A 17,002-nucleotide genomic window follows, 5' to 3' on the forward strand; every position below is an offset into this window, starting at 1 on the left:
AGCGCGGCCGCGGCCAGCTCGCCCACCGAGTGCCCGGCGACGGGCGCCCCGGCCGGCAGCGCCGCCGCCGCGGTGAGCCGGGCGGCGGCCAGCAGCGCCGTCGCCACCACCAGCGGCTGGGTCACCGCGGTGTCCACGATCTCGTCGACGCCGGCGTCGACGCCGAGGCGGCGCAGGTCGAGGCCGGTCGCGGCGGACCAGCGCTCGACGGTCTGCGCGGCGGCGGGCTCGTCGAGCCAGGGGGCCAGCATGCCGGGGGTCTGGGACCCCTGGCCGGGCGCGAGCAGGGCGATCACGGGCACAACACAACACCTCCCGCACCCCGGCGCGGGATGCCGTGAGCCACCAACTCCGGGGCCGCGTTTTGGAGGTTCCCCACAACGCCCGCGGTCGCGGTGCGACCGCCGCCCACGTCGCATGGATCAGCCATTGTAGGAACTCCGCAGCTCATGCCGGCCGGTCCGGCCGGCGGGTGACGTCCATCCTGGCCGCCATCACCGCGACCCGCAGCACGAGGGCGTCGCGGGGGTCGGTGGGGGCGCGGCCGGTGAGTTCACTCACCCGGCGCAGCCGGTAGCGGACCGTGTTCGGGTGCACGAAGAGCGTCCGTGCGCAGGCCTCCAGCGCCCCGCCGCCTTCCAGGTACACCTCCACGGTGCGCAGCAGGTCGCCGCCCGCCGCCTCCAGCGGCGCGACTAGGAGCTCGATCAGCCGGCGGTGCGCGCCGGGGTCGCCGGCGACCGCGCGCTCCGGCAGCAGCTCGTCGGCGTCGACCGGCCGCGGGGCCTGCGGCCAACCGGGGGCCGCGCGCAGCCCGGAGAGGGCCTCGCGGGCGCTGACGTGGGCGCGCCCGAGGTCTGGCGCGGCCGGGCCGATCACCACCGGTCCCGGGGCGAACGCCGCGGTCACCGTGTCGTGCAGGGCGTCGACGCCGGCCGGGGCACCGTCGGGTCGGTGGTGGGGCTCGTCCGCCCGGCCCGCGCCGCGGGGCGGCTCCGAGACCAGCACGACCAGCCGGGCGCCCTGCAGCCCGACCAGCAGCGAGCGGCCGGCCCGGGTGGCCTCGTCGCGCAGGTCGAGCAGCTGGCGGCGGGGCGGGTCGGGCAGCGGGCTGCCCACCATCACCCGCACCGCCGCGGCCGGGTCCCAGCCCAGCGCCGCCGCGCGCGACACGAGCGCGTCGTCGCCGCCGTCGACGCCGCTGCCGTCGACGCCGCCGGGTTCCGGGCCGCGGACCACGGCGTCGACGATCAGGGCCTCCAGCCGGGCGTCCCAGGCGCCGCGGGTCTCGGCGGCCGCGGCGTAGGCGGTCGCCGCGGCGAAGGCGATCTCGCGGCCGAACCGCAGCACGCTCTCCACCAGGGAGTGCCGCTCGGCCTCGTCGGCGGCCAGCGGCGGGAGCTGGCGCTCGAACACGTCGGTGGCGATGCGGACCAGGTCGACGGTCTGGCTCAGGGTGAGCCTGCGGGTCAGGTCGCGCGGGGCGATCCGGAAGGCCTCCGCGGTGAGCCGGATCGTCTCCCCGCGCTGGCCGAGCCAGGCCACGAAGTTGGCGACCCCGGTCTGGGTCACGAGCATGACGCCGGCGCGCTGGTCGGCCGACAGGCGGGCGAACCACGGCTGGTGCTGCTGCATCGCGGCCAGGCTGGCGGTGGCCAGCTCGCCCGCCGCCAGCTCGACCCTGCGCAGCGTCGCGGGCGAGATGGCCGACGGGGGAGCGGGGTCGGGGGAGGGCCCGCCCGGTGCTGGTCGCGGGTCGGCACCCGCGACCGGACCAGCCCCGGCCGCCGTCACGTCGGGCAGCATGGCACGGATGGACGGCGCGGACGACAGCGGTGAGCACGGCGTGGTGGTGCGGCGGGCGGCCGACCGCGCCCGCACGACGACGCGGTGGCTGGACTCGCGGCACGGCTTCTCGTTCGGCGCCCACTACGACCCGCGGAACACGCACTTCGGGCTGCTCGTGGCCGACAACGACGACGTCATCGCCGCCGGTAGCGGCTACGACACCCACCCGCACCGCGACATGGAGATCGTCACGTGGGTGCTGGAGGGCGCGCTGGTGCACCGGGACTCCGCCGGCAACTCCGGCGTGGTGCGTCCCGGTCTGGCCCAGCGGTTGAGCGCGGGCTCGGGGGTGCTGCACTCCGAGCGCGCCGACCGGTGGCCGGACGAGCCGGGCTCGGGACCGCCGGGCGGCACGCGCTTCGTGCAGATGTGGGTGCTGCCGGACACGACCGGCGGCACGCCCGACTACCAGCAGGCCGACATCACCGACGCGCTGGGCACCGGCGAGCTGGTGGTGGTCGCCTCCGGCATGGCGCGCCACGCCGACCTGCGCGCCACCGCGATCCGGCAGCGGCATGCCGCCCTGCACGCGGCACGGCAACGGCCCGGCGGTAGGGTTGCGCTACCGCGGTCGCCCAGCGCGCACCTCTACGTCGCCCGCGGCACGGTCGACCTCGAGGGCGTCGGGACGCTCTCGGCGGGCGACGCCGCGCGCGTCACCGGTGCCGAGGGGCAACGGGTCGTCGCGGGCGCGGACGGAGCCGAGGTGCTCGTGTGGGAGATGCACGCGACCCTGGCCGATCTCGGGCCGTCCTGATGGGGGAGACGGTCCGTGTCGGCGACAGGGCCGAACCGGATCTGCGTCCCGATCGGTGCGGGCACCGGGTCGGGCCGGGAGTGGCGCCGGGTCGCGCCGGCGCGGGGCTACCGCCGGGGGCGGTCAGCCGAGTGGGGTGACCTTGCTGGCCTGCGGTCCCTTCTGGCCCTGCTCGATGTCGAACGACACGCGCTGGCCCTCGTCAAGGGTCTTGTAGCCGTTGGCCTGGATCGCGGAGTAGTGCACGAACACGTCCGCGCCACCACCGTCGGGAGCGAGGAAGCCGTAGCCCTTCTCGCTGTTGAACCACTTGACGGTGCCCTCTGCCATTCTTGCTCTCCTCGTACGTGGTGCCGGGGCACGGCCCCCGGCCTCGCGCCGCCGGGAGCCGGCTAAGCCCCCGGTCGGGACCCCTCCACGATCGGTCTCCACGATCGATCGAGTCGGCGTCGGGCGGAGCGTATCGTGTTCGGGCCCCTCTGCCGAGAGCCAATGACCTGTGCATTTCCGTTGAACGACGCGCAGGCGGCCGTCCAGGAGCGCCGACCGGTCGGTGCCGGGGTCCATCCGGCACCGACCGGCGCGACGAACGGGCGAGCGTTCAGCTCACGCCCCGCCGCGGGCCGCACACCCGTGCGGGGGCCCGTTCAGGCCACTCCGCTGTCGCTCGTCTGCGGCCCGGCGGCCTGCGGGTCGTCGATGCGGTACTTCGCCGCGGCCTCGGCCACGACCCCGCGGTCGAGCTCGCCGCGCGCCGCCAGGCTCTCCAGCGCCGCCACCGTGATCGACTCGGCGTCGACGTTGAAGTGCCGGCGCACGGCGGGGCGGGTGTCGGACAGGCCGAACCCGTCGGTGCCCAGCGACGTGAACGGCGCCGGCACGTACTGGCGGACCAGGTCGGGCAGCGCGCGCATCCAGTCCGACACCGCCACGACCGGCGCGCCCTCGCCCAGTGCCTCGGTGAGGTAGGGGACCCGGCGCTCGCCCTCGGGGTGCAGCAGGTTGTGCTGCTCGGTCTCGACGCCGTCGCGGCGCAGCTCGCCCCAGGACGTCACCGACCACACCTCGGCGCCCACACCCCACTGCTCCTGCAGCATCTCCCGGGCCTGCAGCGCCCACGGGACGCTCACCCCGGAGGCCAGCAGGCGCACCTGCGGGCCGTCCTCGCGCGGGCTGGCCTGGTAGCGGTAGATGCCCCGGAGCAGGCCCCGCACGTCGAGCCCCTCGGGCTCGGCCGGCTGCGGGTAGGGGTCGTTGTAGACGGTGAGGTAGTAGATGACGTTCTCGCCGCCGAGCGTCTCGTCGCCGTCGTCGCCGACCGACTCGCCGTACATCCGGCGCAGGCCGTCGCGGACGATGTGGGCGATCTCGAAGGAGAACGCCGGGTCGTAGGCCACCACCGCGGGGTTGGTCGCGGCGAGCAGCAGCGAGTGCCCGTCGTTGTGCTGCAGGCCCTCGCCGGTCAGTGTCGTGCGCCCGGCGGTGGCCCCGATCAGGAACCCGCGGGCCATCTGGTCGGCCGCGGCCCAGATCGAGTCGCCGGTGCGCTGGAACCCGAACATCGAGTAGAAGACGTAGACCGGGATCATCGGCTCGCCGTGCGTGGCGTAGGACGTGCCGGCCGCGGTGAACGACCCGACCGAGCCCGCCTCGTTGATGCCCTCGTGCAGCAGTTGGCCCTGCTCCGACTCGCGGTAGGCCAGCATCAGCGACGCGTCGACCGAGGTGTACTGCTGGCCGTTCGGGTTGTAGATCTTCTGCGTCGGGAACATCGAGTCCATCCCGAACGTGCGCGCCTCGTCCGGGATGATCGGCACGAACCGGCCACCGATCTCCTTGTCCTTCACCAGCTCGCGCAGCAGCCGGACGAACGCCATCGTGGTGGCGACCTCCTGCTTGCCCGAGCCCTTGCGGACGGCCTCGTAGGCCTTGTCGCCGGGCAGCACGAGCGCCTTCGAGCGCACCCGGCGCTCGGGCACCGCCCCGCCGAGCGCCTGCCGGCGCTCCCGCATGTACTGGATCTCCGGGGCGTCCTCGCCCGGGTGGTAGTACGGCGGCAGGTACGGGTCGCGCTCGAGGTCGGCGTCGGAGATCGGGATGCGCTGGGAGTCGCGGAACTCCTTGAGGTCGGCCAGCGAGAGCTTCTTCATCTGGTGGGTGGCGTTGCGCCCGGCGAAGTGCGAGCCCAGGCCGTAGCCCTTGATCGTCTTGGCCAGGATGACCGTCGGCTGGCCGTTGTGCTCCATCGCCGCCGCGTAGGCCGCGTAGACCTTGCGGTAGTCGTGGCCGCCGCGCTTGAGGTTCCAGATGTCGGCGTCGCTCATCGGCTCGACCAGCGCCTTGGTCCGCGGGTCGCGGCCGAAGAAGTGGTCGCGGACGTAGCCGCCGTCGTTGGCCTTGTAGGTCTGGTAGTCGCCGTCCGGGGTGGTGTTCATCAGGTTGATCAGGGCGCCGTCGCGGTCGGCGTGCAGCAGGGCGTCCCACTCCCGGCCCCAGATCACCTTGATCACGTTCCAGCCGGCGCCGCGGAAGAACGACTCCAGCTCCTGGATGATCTTCCCGTTGCCGCGGACCGGGCCGTCGAGGCGCTGCAGGTTGCAGTTGACGACGAACGTGAGGTTGTCCAGGCCCTCGGTGGCCGCGATGTGGATCAGCCCGCGGGACTCCGGCTCGTCCATCTCGCCGTCGCCCAGGAACGCCCACACGTGTGGTTCGGTCCCGGGCGTGTCGCCACCGGAGAAGCCGCGGTCGCGCAGGTAGCGGTTGAACCGCGCCTGCATGATCGCGTTCATCGGGCCGAGGCCCATGGAGACCGTGGGGAACTCCCAGAAGTCCGGCATCAGCCGGGGGTGCGGGTAGCTGGGCAGGCCGTGGCCCGGCCCGCCGTGCGAGAGCTCCTGGCGGAACCCGTCGAGGCGGTCCTCCGACAGCCTGCCCTCCAGGTACGCGCGGGCGTAGATGCCGGGCGAGGCGTGGCCCTGGATGTAGACCTGGTCGCCGCCGGACGGGTGGTCCTTGCCGCGGAAGAAGTGGTTGAAGCCGACCTCGTACAGCGTCGCCGAGGACGCGTAGGACGAGATGTGCCCGCCGACGCCGATGCCGGGCCGCTGCGCGCGGTGCACGGTCATCGCCGCGTTCCAGCGGACCCAGCGCCGGTAGGCGCGCTCGGCCTCCTCGTCGCCGGGGAACCACGGCTCGCGGTCGGTGGGGATGGTGTTGACGTAGTCGGTGCTGGTCAGCGACGGTACGCCGACATGGCGCTCACGGGCGCGCTGCAGCATGCGCAGCATCAGGTACCGGGCTCGCTGCTGGCCCGCCGCGTCGAGCACCGCGTCGAAGGAGTCCAGCCACTCGGCGGTCTCCTCCGGGTCGATGTCCGGGAGGTGGGCGGCGAGGCCGTCGCGGATGACGTGAACACGTCGCGGCGCCCCGCCGGGTTCGCGGGTCCCGGCGTCGGTGCCGTCGTGGATCTGGCCGGTCAAGGGGTCTCCCTGCGTGGCTCGGGCTCGGTCGTGTGGCTCATCCCCTATCGTGCCTTTCGACGGGCAGTCTCGTAACGAGTGGTTGCGTCCGGGCGAGCAACGTGTTCGGATTCCGCATCCGGGTGCGGTCGACGGTCGCCACCGCCGACCGGGGTGCCGGAGGACTACGACGAAAAGAGGTACAGGGGTGGTCGCCGCGGAGGATGCCGGACGTACGTCCGACATCGCGGGCAAGCTCGGCATCGAGCCGGGCATGGTCGTCCAGGAGATCGGTTGGGACGACGACGTCGACGAGGTGGTGCGCGACGCGATCGAGGAGCGCACCGGTGATGAGCTGCTCGACGAGGACTCCGACGACGTCGTCGACGTGGTCCTCATGTGGTGGCGCGAAGGCGACGGCGATCTGTTCGACGCGCTGGTCGAGTGCATCGGGCAGCTGGCCGAGCACGGCGTCATCTGGGTGCTGACGCCCAAGACGGGCCGTTCCGGGCACGTGGAACCGAGCGAGATCGCCGAGGTCGCTCCGACGGCCGGGCTGTCGCAGACCTCGAACGTCACCGTCAGCGACGGGTGGGCCGGCTCCCGGCTGGTCGCCCCGAAGGCGGCCAAATCGCGGCGTTGACCCGCCGCCGCTCCGGCGCATCCCCATCGACCGTGCGCCCCCCCGAGGGTGGCGCACGGCAGCTGTGATGCGCGCCCCTTGCCGCCGTCCGCGTCGAGCCCGAGGAGAACCGTGCCCCCCGAGGTGGGAACCGAGGCCCCCGACTTCACCCTGAAGGACCAGAACGGCGTGGAGGTCACGCTGTCGTCGTTCCGCGGTCGGCGCAGCGCACTGGTGGTCTTCTACCCGTTCGCCTTCTCCCGCATCTGCACGGGCGAGTTCAGCGCCGTGCGCGACGACCTGGGCTCGTTCCAGAACGACGACGTGCAGCTGCTCGCCGTCTCCTGCGACCACCCGTTCGCGCTCAAGGCGTGGTCGGAGGCCCAGGGCTACGAGTTCCCGCTGCTGTCGGACTTCTGGCCGCACGGCAAGGTCGCCGCCGACTACGGGGTGCTCAACAGCGGCGCCGGGTTCGCCCAGCGCGGTACCTTCCTCGTGGACAGGGAGGGCATCGTGCGGTTCGCCGAGGTGAACGCCGTCGGCGAGGCGCGCGACCAGAACGGGTGGCGGCGCGCGGTGGCGGCGCTGGCCCGCGCCTGACCGGTCCACCGCGACACCCCGGGCCCCGGCCCGGTCCCGGGCGCGTAGCTCAGCGGGAGAGCACTCGGCTTACACCCGAGCGGTCGCAGGTTCGAACCCTGCCGCGCCCACCAGATCGACCGGCCCTGGCGGCCGGGCCCTGCTACCGGCGTCATCATCAGATCCCGATGCACCGCAGGGTCAGCGACGACCGGCCGTGCTGGTCCATGATCGTCACCACCGGTTCCGCAGGAGCGGTGGCGGAGACGGCTTCGGCCACACGAACCGCGAAGTGCGTTCTGACGGGCTCGGGAGCGCCGGTGGAGGCTGCGGCCATGACGGATGGTCGTGCAACCGGTGTGGTGGGGCTCGGGCGATGGGCAGGGCGCTGGCCGACGCGCTCCTCGCGGCCGGGCAGCGGGCGGTGGTGGGGAGCCCGGCCACGTGCTCGTCAACCTGACCAGCGGCACCCCGCCCGCGCGCGGGCCTTGGACGCCTGGACGGCGCAGCGGGGTGCGACCTACCTGAGCGGCGCGGTGATCGCGCTGCCCGAGGCCGTCGGGACGGCGGAGGCGCTCCTGCTCAGCAGCGGACGGACGACGGCTACGCCCTCGCCGAATCGGCGCTGGGCCGCTCCGTGCACCTCGGCACGGACCCGGCCCTCGCCCCGGTCCACGACATGGGCATGCTCAGCGTCATGTACGGGGTGTTCGCCGGCGCCCAGCACGCGGTCGGGACCAATTCAAGGACTCGCTGCTCGCCGCGTGGCTGCGCGACATGGTCCCGTTCCTGGTGGCGCAGTCGCACCCCGACGGGCGGGTCGCCGCCGAGATGGGCCCGCAGCAGCAGGCGGCGTCGCTGCGCCAGATCCTCGTCGCGAGCTCCGGGCTGGGCCTCATGGACAGCGCCTCGCCGGTCTGCGGGATGGACGTGGTGATCGGGGCCAAGTGGAAGACCCGCATCCTGTGCGCCCTTGACCGGTGCCCGCACCGCTTCGGGGAGCTGCGCCGCGCCGTCGGTGAGGTCAGCGAGAAGGTCCTCACCCAGCAGCTGCGCGACCTGCTGGCGCGCGGCATCGCGCTCGCCCCGCTGGGGCGGTGGGCCCAGCAGCGGGACGCGCGGGCGGCCGGTTGACCGCCGCCCCTCTCCGCCCTTCCGCCGCCGCGACCACGGGCGAAGAGCGGGGAGTGGGGGCGGGGTGAGGGGCGCTACCTGCTGAACGTGGTGAGGAATTTGTCGCGGAAGTCGTCCATCCGCCAGACCGGCGCGGCCGGGCCGGGGTTGAGCCCGGCGTCCCAGTCCCAGCCGGCGACCTGGTCGAGCACGGCCGGGTCCTTGGCCACGATGGTGATCGGGACGTCGCGCCCGCCCTGCTCGCCGGTGACGATCGGGGCGGGCTGGTGGTCGCCGAGGAAGACCAGCACGAGGTCGTCGTCGCCGTGGGTCTCCACGTAGGAGATGACGCTCTCCAGCGAGTACCCGATGGACCTGGCGTACTGGGCGCGGATCTTCACCGGGTCGCTCCAGACCGCCTCCATCGACTCGTCGGTGACGGGCAGGGTGTCGTAGATCGAGCCGTCGCCGACGGAGTCCCAGGGCAGCGACGGCGGCACGGGGACCCAGGGGAAGTGGCTGGTCACCAGCGGGATCTCGGCCATCAGCGGGGCGTTGTCGGGCGCCGAGCGCTCGAGGCGCTCGAAGGCGGACAGGGTGTACTGGTCGGGGGTGTGGAAGCCGGAGAAGCTCTGCCCCCGGTAGCCGAGGTTGCGGAAGTCGTAGAGCCGGTCGATGCCGTAGAAGGCCTCCTCGGGCCACGCGGAGGTCAGGCCGGGCATGACGCCGACGGTGTCCCAGTCGGCGCGCTGGAAGGCGCCGTTGAGGGTCATCCGGTCGCTGTCGACCAGGGTGTGGTAGCTCTGCTGGTTGGTGACCCACAGCCCGGACAGGAGGGTGGCGTGGGCCAGCCAGCTGCCCCCGCCCGCGGTCGGTGAGGTGAGGAACGCGCTGCGGGAGGCGAAGCCGGCGGCCTCCAGCCTGCGGGTGCCGTCGTCGAGGACGGCGTCGATGACCGGGGCCAGCTCCGGGTTCTCCACGGCGGCGCGGCCGTAGCTCTCGACGAACGTGAGCACCACGTCCTTGCCGGCAAGTCCACCCAGCAGGTCGGTGCCGGGGACGGCGGCGAACGGGTCGGGCTCGGCGGCCTGGTCGAGGAACGCCTGGTACTGGCCCAGGGTCCAGGGCACCTGGGCGGCGGTGCGGTAGGCCATCGACGCGGTGCCCCACGAGGCGACCGGCACCGGCACCACAAACTGCGCGCCGACGGCGAAGCAGGCCAGCCACGCCGCGCCCAGCACCGGGACGACGCGGAGGGTGCCGTGGCGGTGGCGGGAGACCAGGGTGCTCAGCCGCAGCACGGCCAGCGCGGTCGCGACGATCATCCCGACGCCCAGCAGCGCGCCGCCGAGGGCCGCGGCGATCGCGCCGAGGTCGCCGGAGGAGCTGCGGACGAAGGTGAGCGCGTTGCCCAGCTGGGCCCAGTCGAAGACCGGGTCGAAGTGCCGGGCGAGGATCCGCATGAAGCCCATGTCGAGGGCCCGCACGACGGTCAGGAAGCCCAGCAGCCCGCCGGCGAGCAGCGCCAGCACGACGCGCGCGCGGTGCGGCAGCACCAGCACCAGCAGGACGCCCACCAGGGCCTCCAGCGGGATGCGCACCATCGCGGCCACCGAGAGCTGGGTGAACTCGTTCGGCACCACCAGCGCGGCGTAGACCAGCAGGAACGCCAGCACGGTGACGACGTGCCCGACGACGTGCCCGACCGCGCGGCGCCGGCGCGCCGGCGGGACCGGTGGGGCGCCGGCGAGCCGGTCGTCGTGCGCGGCGACGCGGTCGTCGGCCGGCAGCACGCGGGGGCTCGTCGAGATCGTCACAGTAGGTCTCACGCACGGCGCGCCCGCGGGGTTCACCGCGGCGGGGGGTTGCCGGGTGCCTCGGAGGGAGGGAAAGCGGAGCCGATCCCCAGGTAAAGGGCTGGTCCGGGACCGGGGCCGACACGCCATCCGGCGGGGTGGTGGGCTCCTTATCTCCGCCCCGGGCCACGATGATCGGTCCGAAGGAGGAGCCATGGACCTGCTCGTCGTCGTGGTGCTCGCGGTCGTCGCCATCGTCGCGGTGACCTCGCTCGCCCCCCGCGTGGGCGTCGCCGCCCCGCTGCTGCTGGTGCTGCTCGGGGTGGTGGTGAGCTTCCTGCCGTTCGTGCCGGCGGTGGAGGTCGAGCCGGAGTGGATCCTGCAGATCATCCTGCCGCCGCTGCTGTACTCCTCGGCGGTCGGCATGCCGACGATGGACTTCCGCCGCGACTTCCGGACGATCTCCGGGCTGTCGGTCGTGCTGGTCGTCGCCTCCGCCGTCGCGATCGGCGTCGTGATCAGCGCGCTGGTGCCCGGCATCGGCCTGGCCGCCGGGATCGCGCTGGGCGCGATCGTCAGCCCGACCGACGCCGTGGCCACGTCGATCGTGCGCAAGGCGGGCGTCTCGCCGCGCATCGTCACGGTGCTGGAGGGCGAGAGCATGCTCAACGACGCCTCCGCGCTGGTGCTGCTGAGCTCGGCCCGCACGGCGATCGGGGTGACCGCGGCCGCGGTGTCGCTGTGGGACGTCGCGGGCGACTTCGTGTGGGCCGTGGTGGTCGCGGTCGCCGTCGGGTGGGTGGTGGGGGAGCTGAACCTGCGGGTGCGGGCCCGGCTGCGGCAGCCGACGGCGAGCGTGGCGCTGTCGTTCGTCGTGCCGTTCGCGGCGTTCCTGCCCACCGAGCACCTCGGCGGCTCCGGCCTGGTCGCCGCGGTGACCGCGGGCCTGGTCGGCGGGCACGGCGCGGTCCGGCACCTGCGGGCGGAGGACCGCGTCTTCGAGCGCATCGTCTGGCGCACCGCGGAGCTGCTGCTGGAGAGCTCGGTCTTCCTGCTGATGGGGCTGGAGCTGTTCGGCCTGGTCGAGGACCTCCACGCGGAGGGCGGCAGCGTGCTGGAGGCGCTCGGCCTCGGCGCGGTCGCGGCGCTGATGGTGGTCGTGATCCGGACCGCGTTCGTCAGCTTCTCGGTGTGGCGGCTGTCCCGGCGGGCACGGCGCGGGTCCGCGGTCCGCGAGCGGCTCACCGGCTTCCAGGACCGCGTGGACAGCGGCGACCTGCCCTCGCCCCCGCCGCGCCCCGGCACGGACCCGCAGGAGTGGGAGCGCCGCACGACCGGCCGCGTCCAGCAGATCCGCACCACCCTGAGCCGGCGCATCGCCGACATCGACTACCTCACCGCGGAGGCCTTCGGCTGGCGGGAGGGGGTGGTGCTGGTCTGGGCGGGGATGCGCGGCGCGGTCACCCTGGCCGCGGCCCAGTCGCTGCCCCCGCAGACGCCGCAGCGCTCCCTGCTGGTGCTGGCCGCGTTCGTGGTGGCCGCGGGGACGCTGCTGGTGCAGGGCGGCACGCTGGGCTGGCTGACCCGCCGGCTGGGGCTCACCGGTGGGGGACACGGCGGTGGCCCCGACGAGCACGCCGCGCTGCGCGCGGAGATGGTCCGGGTCGCGGTCGAGCGGGTCGCCAGCCCCGACCTCGTCCGCCCGGACGGCGCGCCGTACTCGGCGGCGACGCTGGAGCTGATGCGCAGGCGCACGTGGCCGACGTCGGAGGGCGAGGGCGACGGCGACGAGGGCAGCGGTGACGAGCGCGCCGCAGGGGAGGCACCCACCCCGGGCGCGCCCTCCGTCGACCGGGTGGCCGAGTTCCGCGACCTGCGCCGCGACCTCGTCGACGCCCAGCGTCGCGAGCTGCTGCGCCTCCGCGACCTGGGGACCTACAGCTCGACGGTCCTCGAAGCCGCGCTCAACCGGCTCGACGCGGTCGAGGTGAGCATGAACATCCAGGAGGACGGCGGCGGGGGCTGACGCCCACCGCACCCGAGCCGTCCGGTGACCGGTCACTCGTCGCGCCGGGCCGAGCGGCGGACGCTGGACCGCGAGCACCACCGGGGGTTAGCGTCGCCTCAGCAAGGTGAGGGGGGCCTTCGTGGCGCTGCGGTTGGCGGTCGGTGAGGTGACGGTCCTGCTGGGCCCGGCACCCGCGCGCCGCGATGTGATGGCCCGGCTGGACGACGGCACCGGGCGGGTGCCCGACGGCGGCGGCGCCGTGCGCGTCGCGCGCCTCGCCGCGCACCCCGGGACGGACCTGGACGGCCGGCTCGCGGCGGTGCGGTCCGCCGGCGAGACCGGGGCGTCGATCGTGCTGGTCGACCGGCTGACCGACGGCCTGGACGCGGGCGGGCGCCGCGTCGTCCTGGCCGCGCTGCGCCGGATCGCCGGGGGCGGCGCCGCCGTGCTGGTGGACGACGCCGACCCGGTCGCCGCGCTGGCCGTGGCCGACGGCGCGGTGCGCACCACCGCCGACGGCGGGCTGGACCCCGTGCCCGGCCTGGACGGCGGCCTGGACTACCTGGCCTCGTAGGTCAGGCAGTCGGCGACGTCGGTGCCGGCGCCGATCCGCACCGAGGCGGCCGTGCACTCGAGCTTGTCGTTGAACCTGCACTCGGCCCGGTGGCAGGCGCCGACGAGGCCGCCGCGGTCCTTGCCACCGCGGAAGGAGATCTCCACGAAGGTGCCGCAGTGGGCGTGGTCGCCGGCGATGGTGATGGCGCCGGCGTGGCAGTCGGAGTCCTCGTTGTAGGAACAGCTGCTCACGGAGCAGTTCTTCACCTGGGGCATCTGCTGGGTCGAGGTCATGGCCGGAGCATGACCCGCCTGCAGGGCCCCTGCCAGGCAATACAGGCTGGCCTTGGCACCCGATCAGGGTCGACTACATCGCCGAGGCGACCTGCGGGAACGCCGGGACAACCGGACATGAACCCCGAAAGCCCGTGGTCTGCCTCACCCTGATGTTCGACTGTTCGGGTGATGGGCGGTCAGCCGTCCCCGCCCCCCGCGGCCACCGCCTCGTCCGCCTGGGGCGCGGGCTCGTCGTCCAGCGACGGGCGCGCCTCCAGGTCGATCGCGCGGAACAGCACGGCGTGCTCGACACCCATCGCCCGCCCGCTCATGGCCGCGAACTGGGTGAGCATGTCGCGCGGCGCGGGGTGGCCGGACAGGTTGGCGAGGTACTCGGCGTGCGCCTCCAGCGCGGCGATCCCGCGGTCGAGGGCCGCTCCCGTCACGTCCACGCCGTGCGTGGCCGCCGGGTCACCGGCGATGAGCAGCCAGCGCGCCTGCCACGGCTCCAGGCCGTCGCCCAGCTGGTCGGTGAACACCCACCGGTTGGCCGCGTCGCGCACGGCGTCCAGCGCGGCGAGCCCGGCGACCCGGTGGTCGGCCTGGTTGAACCCCCACGGCGTCTCCACCTCCCACCCGCCGACGACCACGGCGTCCGGGCGGAACCGCCGGATCGCCAGCGCGATGTCGCGGCGCAGGTCGAGGCCGTAGACCAGGACGCCGTCCGGGTGGTCCAGGAAGTCGACGCGGGTGACGCCCACCGCCGCCGAGGCCGCGATCTGCTCGCGCTCGCGCAGCGGCCCGGTGACCTCGGGCGGGCTGGAGTCCATGCCGGCCTCGCCCCGGGTGAGCAGGAGGTAGGCGACCTCGATCCCGCGGTCGGTCCACGCGGCGACCGCGGCCGAGGTGCCGTACTCGATGTCGTCGGGGTGGGCCACCACGCACAGGACGCGGCGGAACTCGTCGGGCAGGGCGGGCAGCTGCTGGGATGCCATGCGCCGACCGTACTGCGACGATCACGACGCGCCGGAGCGCCTGCGCCCACCGTCGGGTGTCAGGCCCGCGAGTCGTCCAGGTACTGCAGCAGCTCGTGCGCGGCCAGCTCGACCTCCTTGTGCCCCCACTCCGCGGCCCGGTAGTGGCAGGCGATGAGGCCCATCCGGTGCAGCCGGCGGAAGTCGCCGTAGACGAACCCGTAGCGGGCCTTGGTCTCCTCGTTCGCGCCCTCGGTGAGGCCGAGGTGCCAGGCGCCGTACTCCTGCCACGAGTGCTTCTGCAGGTAGGCGGTGCCGTCGGCGGCGCTGGGCTGCACGTCGCCCCACTGGCTGCGCAGCACGTAGCGGCGGGCGTCGATCAGGTCGCGGGCGTGCGCGACCGCGGCGTCGTTCACCAGGTACTTGGCCACCGCGCCATCCTGGCGCGTCGGGGCGCCGCCCGCCGGGTCACCAGGTGACGGGCAGCTCCGCGACGCCGCCGGTCAGCACGTCGGCCTGGACGCGCAGCCGCTCGACCGGGACCGCGAGGCGCAGCCCGGGGAAGCGCGGGAGCAGGCGCGCGAACAGCACCTGCAGCTCCATCCGGGCCAGCGGAGCGCCGACGCACAGGCGCAGGCCGTGGCCGAAGGACAGGTGCGGGTTCGGGTGGCGCCGCACGTCGAAGCCGGGCTGGTCGCCCACCACCCGCGGACCGGCGTTGGCCAGGTGCAGGCCGAGGACGACCAGGTCGCCGCGGCGGATCGTGGTGGCCCCGACCTCGATGTCGGCGGTGGCCCAGCGGGCCGGTCCGAACGCGGTGCCGTCGGTCCCCTCCTCGGCCGGGCGCGGGAACGGGTGCGGTCGCATCCGCAGGATCTCCTCGACCGCGCCCTCGACCAGGCTCGGGTCCGCGACCAGCGCGTCGCGCTGCTCGGGGTGCAGCGACAGCAGCGCCACGCCGCTGTCGATCGAGGTCACGGTCGTCTCGTGCCCGGCGAACAGCAACCCCGCCCCGAGCCTGGTGGCCTCGTCGAGGGTGAAGCCCTCGGGGTCGGCACGGTGCTCGGCCGCCAGGGCCGACAGTACGTCGTCGCCGGGTTCGTCGAGGCGGGCCGACACGAGGCCGTGCAGGTACTGCCACAGCCGGCCCAGCGCGGCGGCCGAGCGATCCTGGTCGAGCATGTCGCCGGCGTCGCGGGACCACCGGCGGAACTCGTCGCGTTCGGCGTAGGGGACCCCGAGCAGCTCGCAGATCACCAGCGCGGGCAGCGGGAACGAGATCGCCTCGTGGAAGTCGACCGGAGGGGTGCGCCGCGCCAGGTCGTCGAGCAGGCCGTCGACGAGGTGCTCGACCCGCGCCCGCATCGCCCGCATCGGCCGCGCGCCGAAGCGGGGCAGCAGCAGCTTGCGCATCCGGGCGTGGTCGGCGGCGTCGGTGGGGGTGGCCTGCAGTGGCCGGCCCAGGAGCAGCGACTCGCTGAAACGGGGAGCACGCTCCGGGTCGGGGTGGCTGCGCGTGAGCCGCCGGTCGGTCAGCAGGGTGCGCAGGGTGTCGTAGTCGGTCACCAGCCAGGCCGGGTCGCCGGCCGGGGACGTCGTGCGCAGGAGGGGCGGGCGGGCCTGCTCGGTCGTCGGCACGCACGACAGGGTGTAGGCGGTTGCTCACGGATCACAACCGCCGTTCCGGCGAGGGGCCTACCGCACCCGGCGGTCCTTGAGGCGCTGCAGCTTGCCGACCGAGCGCTCCAGGGTCTCCGGGTCGACGACCTCGCACCGCACCGAGACCCCGATCCGGTCCTTGATCGCGGTCACCAGCTCGCCGGCTGCCGCCGCGCGCCGGTCGGCCGGCGCGTCCGGGCGGGCCTCGACGCGGACGGTGAGCGCGTCCATCCGGCCCTCGGTGGTCAGCTCCAGCTGGAAGTGCGGGGCCAGGCCGGCCGTGCGCAGCACGATCTCCTCGATCTGGGTCGGGAAGAGGTTCACCCCGCGCAAGATGATCATGTCGTCGCTGCGGCCGGTGATCTTCTGCATCCGGCGCATGCCCGGGCGGGCGGTGCCGGGCAGCAGGCGGGTGAGGTCGCGGGTGCGGTAGCGGATGATCGGCATGGCCTGCTTGGTCAGCGAGGTGAACAGCAGCTCGCCCTCCTCGCCGTCGGCCAGCGGGGTGCCGTCGAGCGGGTCGACGACCTCGGGGAGGAAGAAGTCCTCCCAGATGTGCAGGCCGTCCTTGGTCTCCACGCACTCCTGGGCCACGCCCGGGCCGATCACCTCGGAGATGCCGTAGATGTCGACCGCGTGCATGTCCATGCGGTCCTCGATCTCGCGGCGCATCTGCTCGGTCCACGGCTCGGCGCCGAAGATCCCGATCCGCAGCGAGGAGGCGGCCGGATCGAGGCCCTGCTTCTCGAACTCGTCGATGACCGTCAGCATGTAGGACGGGGTGACCATGATGATCTCGGGCCGGAAGTCGCCGATCAGCTGGACCTGCCGCGGGGTCATGCCGCCGGAGACCGGGATGGCGGTCGCCCCCAGCTTCTCGATGCCGTAGTGCGCGCCGAGCCCGCCGGTGAACAGGCCGTAGCCGTAGGCGTTGTGCACCTTGTGGCCGGGGCGCCCGCCGGCGGCGCGGATCGAGCGGGCCATCGCCTCGGCCCAGGTCTCGATGTCGCGGGCGGTGTAGCCGACGACGGTGGGCCGCCCGGTGGTGCCCGACGAGGCGTGGATGCGCCGCACCTGGTCCTGGGGCACGGCGAACATCCCGAACGGGTAGTTCTCCCGCAGGTCGGCCTTGCTGGTGGTGGGGAACTTCGCCAGGTCCGACAGCTCGCGGCAGTCGTCGGGGTGCACGCCGGCGGCGTCGAAGGCGCGCCGGTAGTGCGGCACGTTGTCGTAGGCGTGCCGCAGGGTCCACCGCAGGCGTTCCAGCTGCAGGGCGCGCAGCTCGTCGACCGACATCCGCTCGGCGGGGTCCAGGAGCTCGGCGGGCGGGGCCTCGCCCAGCCGGCGCTGCGTG

Annotated in this window: 15 protein-coding genes, 1 tRNA gene and 1 pseudogene; 7 read left to right on the forward strand and 10 right to left on the reverse strand. The window is 74.0% G+C overall.

Annotation, left to right across the window (positions count from 1 at the left end):
- Window positions 1–251 (reverse strand): annotated as a pseudogene (locus KIK08_RS22235) (ACP S-malonyltransferase); the annotation flags it as partial.
- 196 nt (window positions 252–447) lie between these two features.
- The gene (locus KIK08_RS22240) at window positions 448–1,806 is read right to left on the reverse strand and encodes a PucR family transcriptional regulator (RefSeq protein WP_214405162.1); all 1,359 of its coding nucleotides are present in this window, start codon (window positions 1,804–1,806) and stop codon (window positions 448–450) included.
- A 7-nt stretch (window positions 1,807–1,813) separates the two neighbouring features.
- On the opposite strand from KIK08_RS22240, the gene KIK08_RS22245 reads away from it, so the two are divergent.
- Entirely contained in the window at window positions 1,814–2,605 is a 792-nt protein-coding gene (locus KIK08_RS22245) for a pirin family protein (protein ID WP_214405163.1), read from the forward strand.
- 123 nt (window positions 2,606–2,728) lie between these two features.
- On the opposite strand, the gene KIK08_RS22250 is transcribed toward KIK08_RS22245, so the two are convergent.
- Together KIK08_RS22250 and aceE are read right to left on the reverse strand one after the other, a co-directional pair.
- On the reverse strand, window positions 2,729–2,935 hold the full coding sequence (locus tag KIK08_RS22250; RefSeq protein WP_214405164.1) for a cold-shock protein: 207 nt from the start codon (window positions 2,933–2,935) through the stop codon (window positions 2,729–2,731).
- Between the two features lie 317 nt (window positions 2,936–3,252).
- On the reverse strand, window positions 3,253–6,087 hold the full coding sequence (gene aceE, locus KIK08_RS22255; RefSeq protein ID WP_250557574.1) for a pyruvate dehydrogenase (acetyl-transferring), homodimeric type: 2,835 nt from the start codon (window positions 6,085–6,087) through the stop codon (window positions 3,253–3,255).
- A gap of 187 nt (window positions 6,088–6,274) precedes the next feature.
- On the opposite strand from aceE, the gene KIK08_RS22260 reads away from it, so the two are divergent.
- The 4 genes from KIK08_RS22260 to KIK08_RS22275 all read left to right on the forward strand — a co-directional run bounded on the left by KIK08_RS22260 (window position 6,275) and on the right by KIK08_RS22275 (window position 8,401).
- Window positions 6,275–6,709, forward strand: a complete 435-nt coding sequence (locus tag KIK08_RS22260; protein WP_214405165.1) for a DUF3052 domain-containing protein — start codon at window positions 6,275–6,277, stop codon at window positions 6,707–6,709.
- Between the two features lie 111 nt (window positions 6,710–6,820).
- On the forward strand, window positions 6,821–7,288 hold the full coding sequence (locus KIK08_RS22265) for a peroxiredoxin (protein WP_214405166.1): 468 nt from the start codon (window positions 6,821–6,823) through the stop codon (window positions 7,286–7,288).
- A 38-nt stretch (window positions 7,289–7,326) separates the two neighbouring features.
- Window positions 7,327–7,401: transfer RNA gene (locus KIK08_RS22270), tRNA-Val, on the forward strand.
- Between the two features lie 643 nt (window positions 7,402–8,044).
- A complete protein-coding gene (locus KIK08_RS22275) occupies window positions 8,045–8,401 on the forward strand; it encodes a winged helix-turn-helix transcriptional regulator (protein WP_250557575.1) in 357 nt (118 codons plus the stop codon).
- Window positions 8,402–8,475: 74 nt separating this feature from the next.
- On the opposite strand, the gene KIK08_RS22280 is transcribed toward KIK08_RS22275, so the two are convergent.
- Window positions 8,476–10,173: an alkaline phosphatase family protein gene (locus tag KIK08_RS22280; protein WP_308257804.1), complete on the reverse strand. Its 1,698-nt coding sequence runs from the start codon at window positions 10,171–10,173 to the stop codon at window positions 8,476–8,478.
- A 217-nt stretch (window positions 10,174–10,390) separates the two neighbouring features.
- Between KIK08_RS22280 and KIK08_RS22285 the strand changes: the two genes are divergently transcribed.
- Both KIK08_RS22285 and KIK08_RS22290 read left to right on the forward strand, forming a co-directional pair.
- Window positions 10,391–12,202, forward strand: coding sequence for a cation:proton antiporter (locus KIK08_RS22285; protein ID WP_214405167.1), 1,812 nt, complete (start codon window positions 10,391–10,393; stop codon window positions 12,200–12,202).
- Between the two features lie 106 nt (window positions 12,203–12,308).
- Entirely contained in the window at window positions 12,309–12,758 is a 450-nt protein-coding gene (locus KIK08_RS22290; protein ID WP_214405168.1) for a hypothetical protein, read from the forward strand.
- Here the strand turns inward: KIK08_RS22290 and KIK08_RS22295 are convergent.
- The 5 genes from KIK08_RS22295 to paaK form a co-directional block, all read right to left on the reverse strand.
- Window positions 12,743–13,033 carry a DUF1540 domain-containing protein gene (locus KIK08_RS22295; RefSeq protein ID WP_214405169.1) on the reverse strand — a complete coding sequence of 97 codons (291 nt, stop codon included), beginning with the start codon at window positions 13,031–13,033 and terminating at the stop codon, window positions 12,743–12,745. The two genes, KIK08_RS22290 and KIK08_RS22295, sit on opposite strands and share 16 nt — an antisense overlap.
- 179 nt (window positions 13,034–13,212) lie before the next feature.
- Window positions 13,213–14,010, reverse strand: a complete 798-nt coding sequence (locus KIK08_RS22300) for a PIG-L deacetylase family protein (RefSeq protein ID WP_214405170.1) — start codon at window positions 14,008–14,010, stop codon at window positions 13,213–13,215.
- Window positions 14,011–14,069: 59 nt separating this feature from the next.
- On the reverse strand, window positions 14,070–14,420 hold the full coding sequence (locus KIK08_RS22305) for a hypothetical protein (RefSeq protein WP_214405171.1): 351 nt from the start codon (window positions 14,418–14,420) through the stop codon (window positions 14,070–14,072).
- 37 nt (window positions 14,421–14,457) lie between these two features.
- The gene (locus KIK08_RS41855; RefSeq protein WP_214405172.1) at window positions 14,458–15,627 is read right to left on the reverse strand and encodes a cytochrome P450; all 1,170 of its coding nucleotides are present in this window, start codon (window positions 15,625–15,627) and stop codon (window positions 14,458–14,460) included.
- Window positions 15,628–15,684: 57 nt separating this feature from the next.
- On the reverse strand, window positions 15,685–16,944 hold the full coding sequence (paaK, locus tag KIK08_RS22315; RefSeq protein WP_214405188.1) for a phenylacetate--CoA ligase PaaK: 1,260 nt from the start codon (window positions 16,942–16,944) through the stop codon (window positions 15,685–15,687).
- Between the last annotated feature and the right edge of the window lie 58 nt (window positions 16,945–17,002).

Origin of the sequence: Pseudonocardia lacus, assembly GCF_018531445.1 — a bacterium.
In the GTDB taxonomy this organism is placed as follows: Bacteria; Actinomycetota; Actinomycetes; order Mycobacteriales; family Pseudonocardiaceae; genus Pseudonocardia; species Pseudonocardia lacus.

Coding starts and splice junctions, on each gene's coding strand:
- KIK08_RS22295 (WP_214405169.1), bottom strand. CDS start 13,033: ATGACCTCGACCCAGCAGATGCCCCAGGTGAAGAACTGCTCCGTGAGC.
- KIK08_RS22275 (WP_250557575.1), top strand. CDS start 8,045: ATGGTCCCGTTCCTGGTGGCGCAGTCGCACCCCGACGGGCGGGTCGCC.
- KIK08_RS22300 (WP_214405170.1), bottom strand. CDS start 14,010: ATGGCATCCCAGCAGCTGCCCGCCCTGCCCGACGAGTTCCGCCGCGTC.
- KIK08_RS22250 (WP_214405164.1), bottom strand. CDS start 2,935: ATGGCAGAGGGCACCGTCAAGTGGTTCAACAGCGAGAAGGGCTACGGC.
- KIK08_RS22240 (WP_214405162.1), bottom strand. CDS start 1,806: ATGCTGCCCGACGTGACGGCGGCCGGGGCTGGTCCGGTCGCGGGTGCC.
- KIK08_RS22285 (WP_214405167.1), top strand. CDS start 10,391: ATGGACCTGCTCGTCGTCGTGGTGCTCGCGGTCGTCGCCATCGTCGCG.
- paaK (WP_214405188.1), bottom strand. CDS start 16,944: ATGTCGGTCGACGAGCTGCGCGCCCTGCAGCTGGAACGCCTGCGGTGG.
- KIK08_RS22245 (WP_214405163.1), top strand. CDS start 1,814: ATGGACGGCGCGGACGACAGCGGTGAGCACGGCGTGGTGGTGCGGCGG.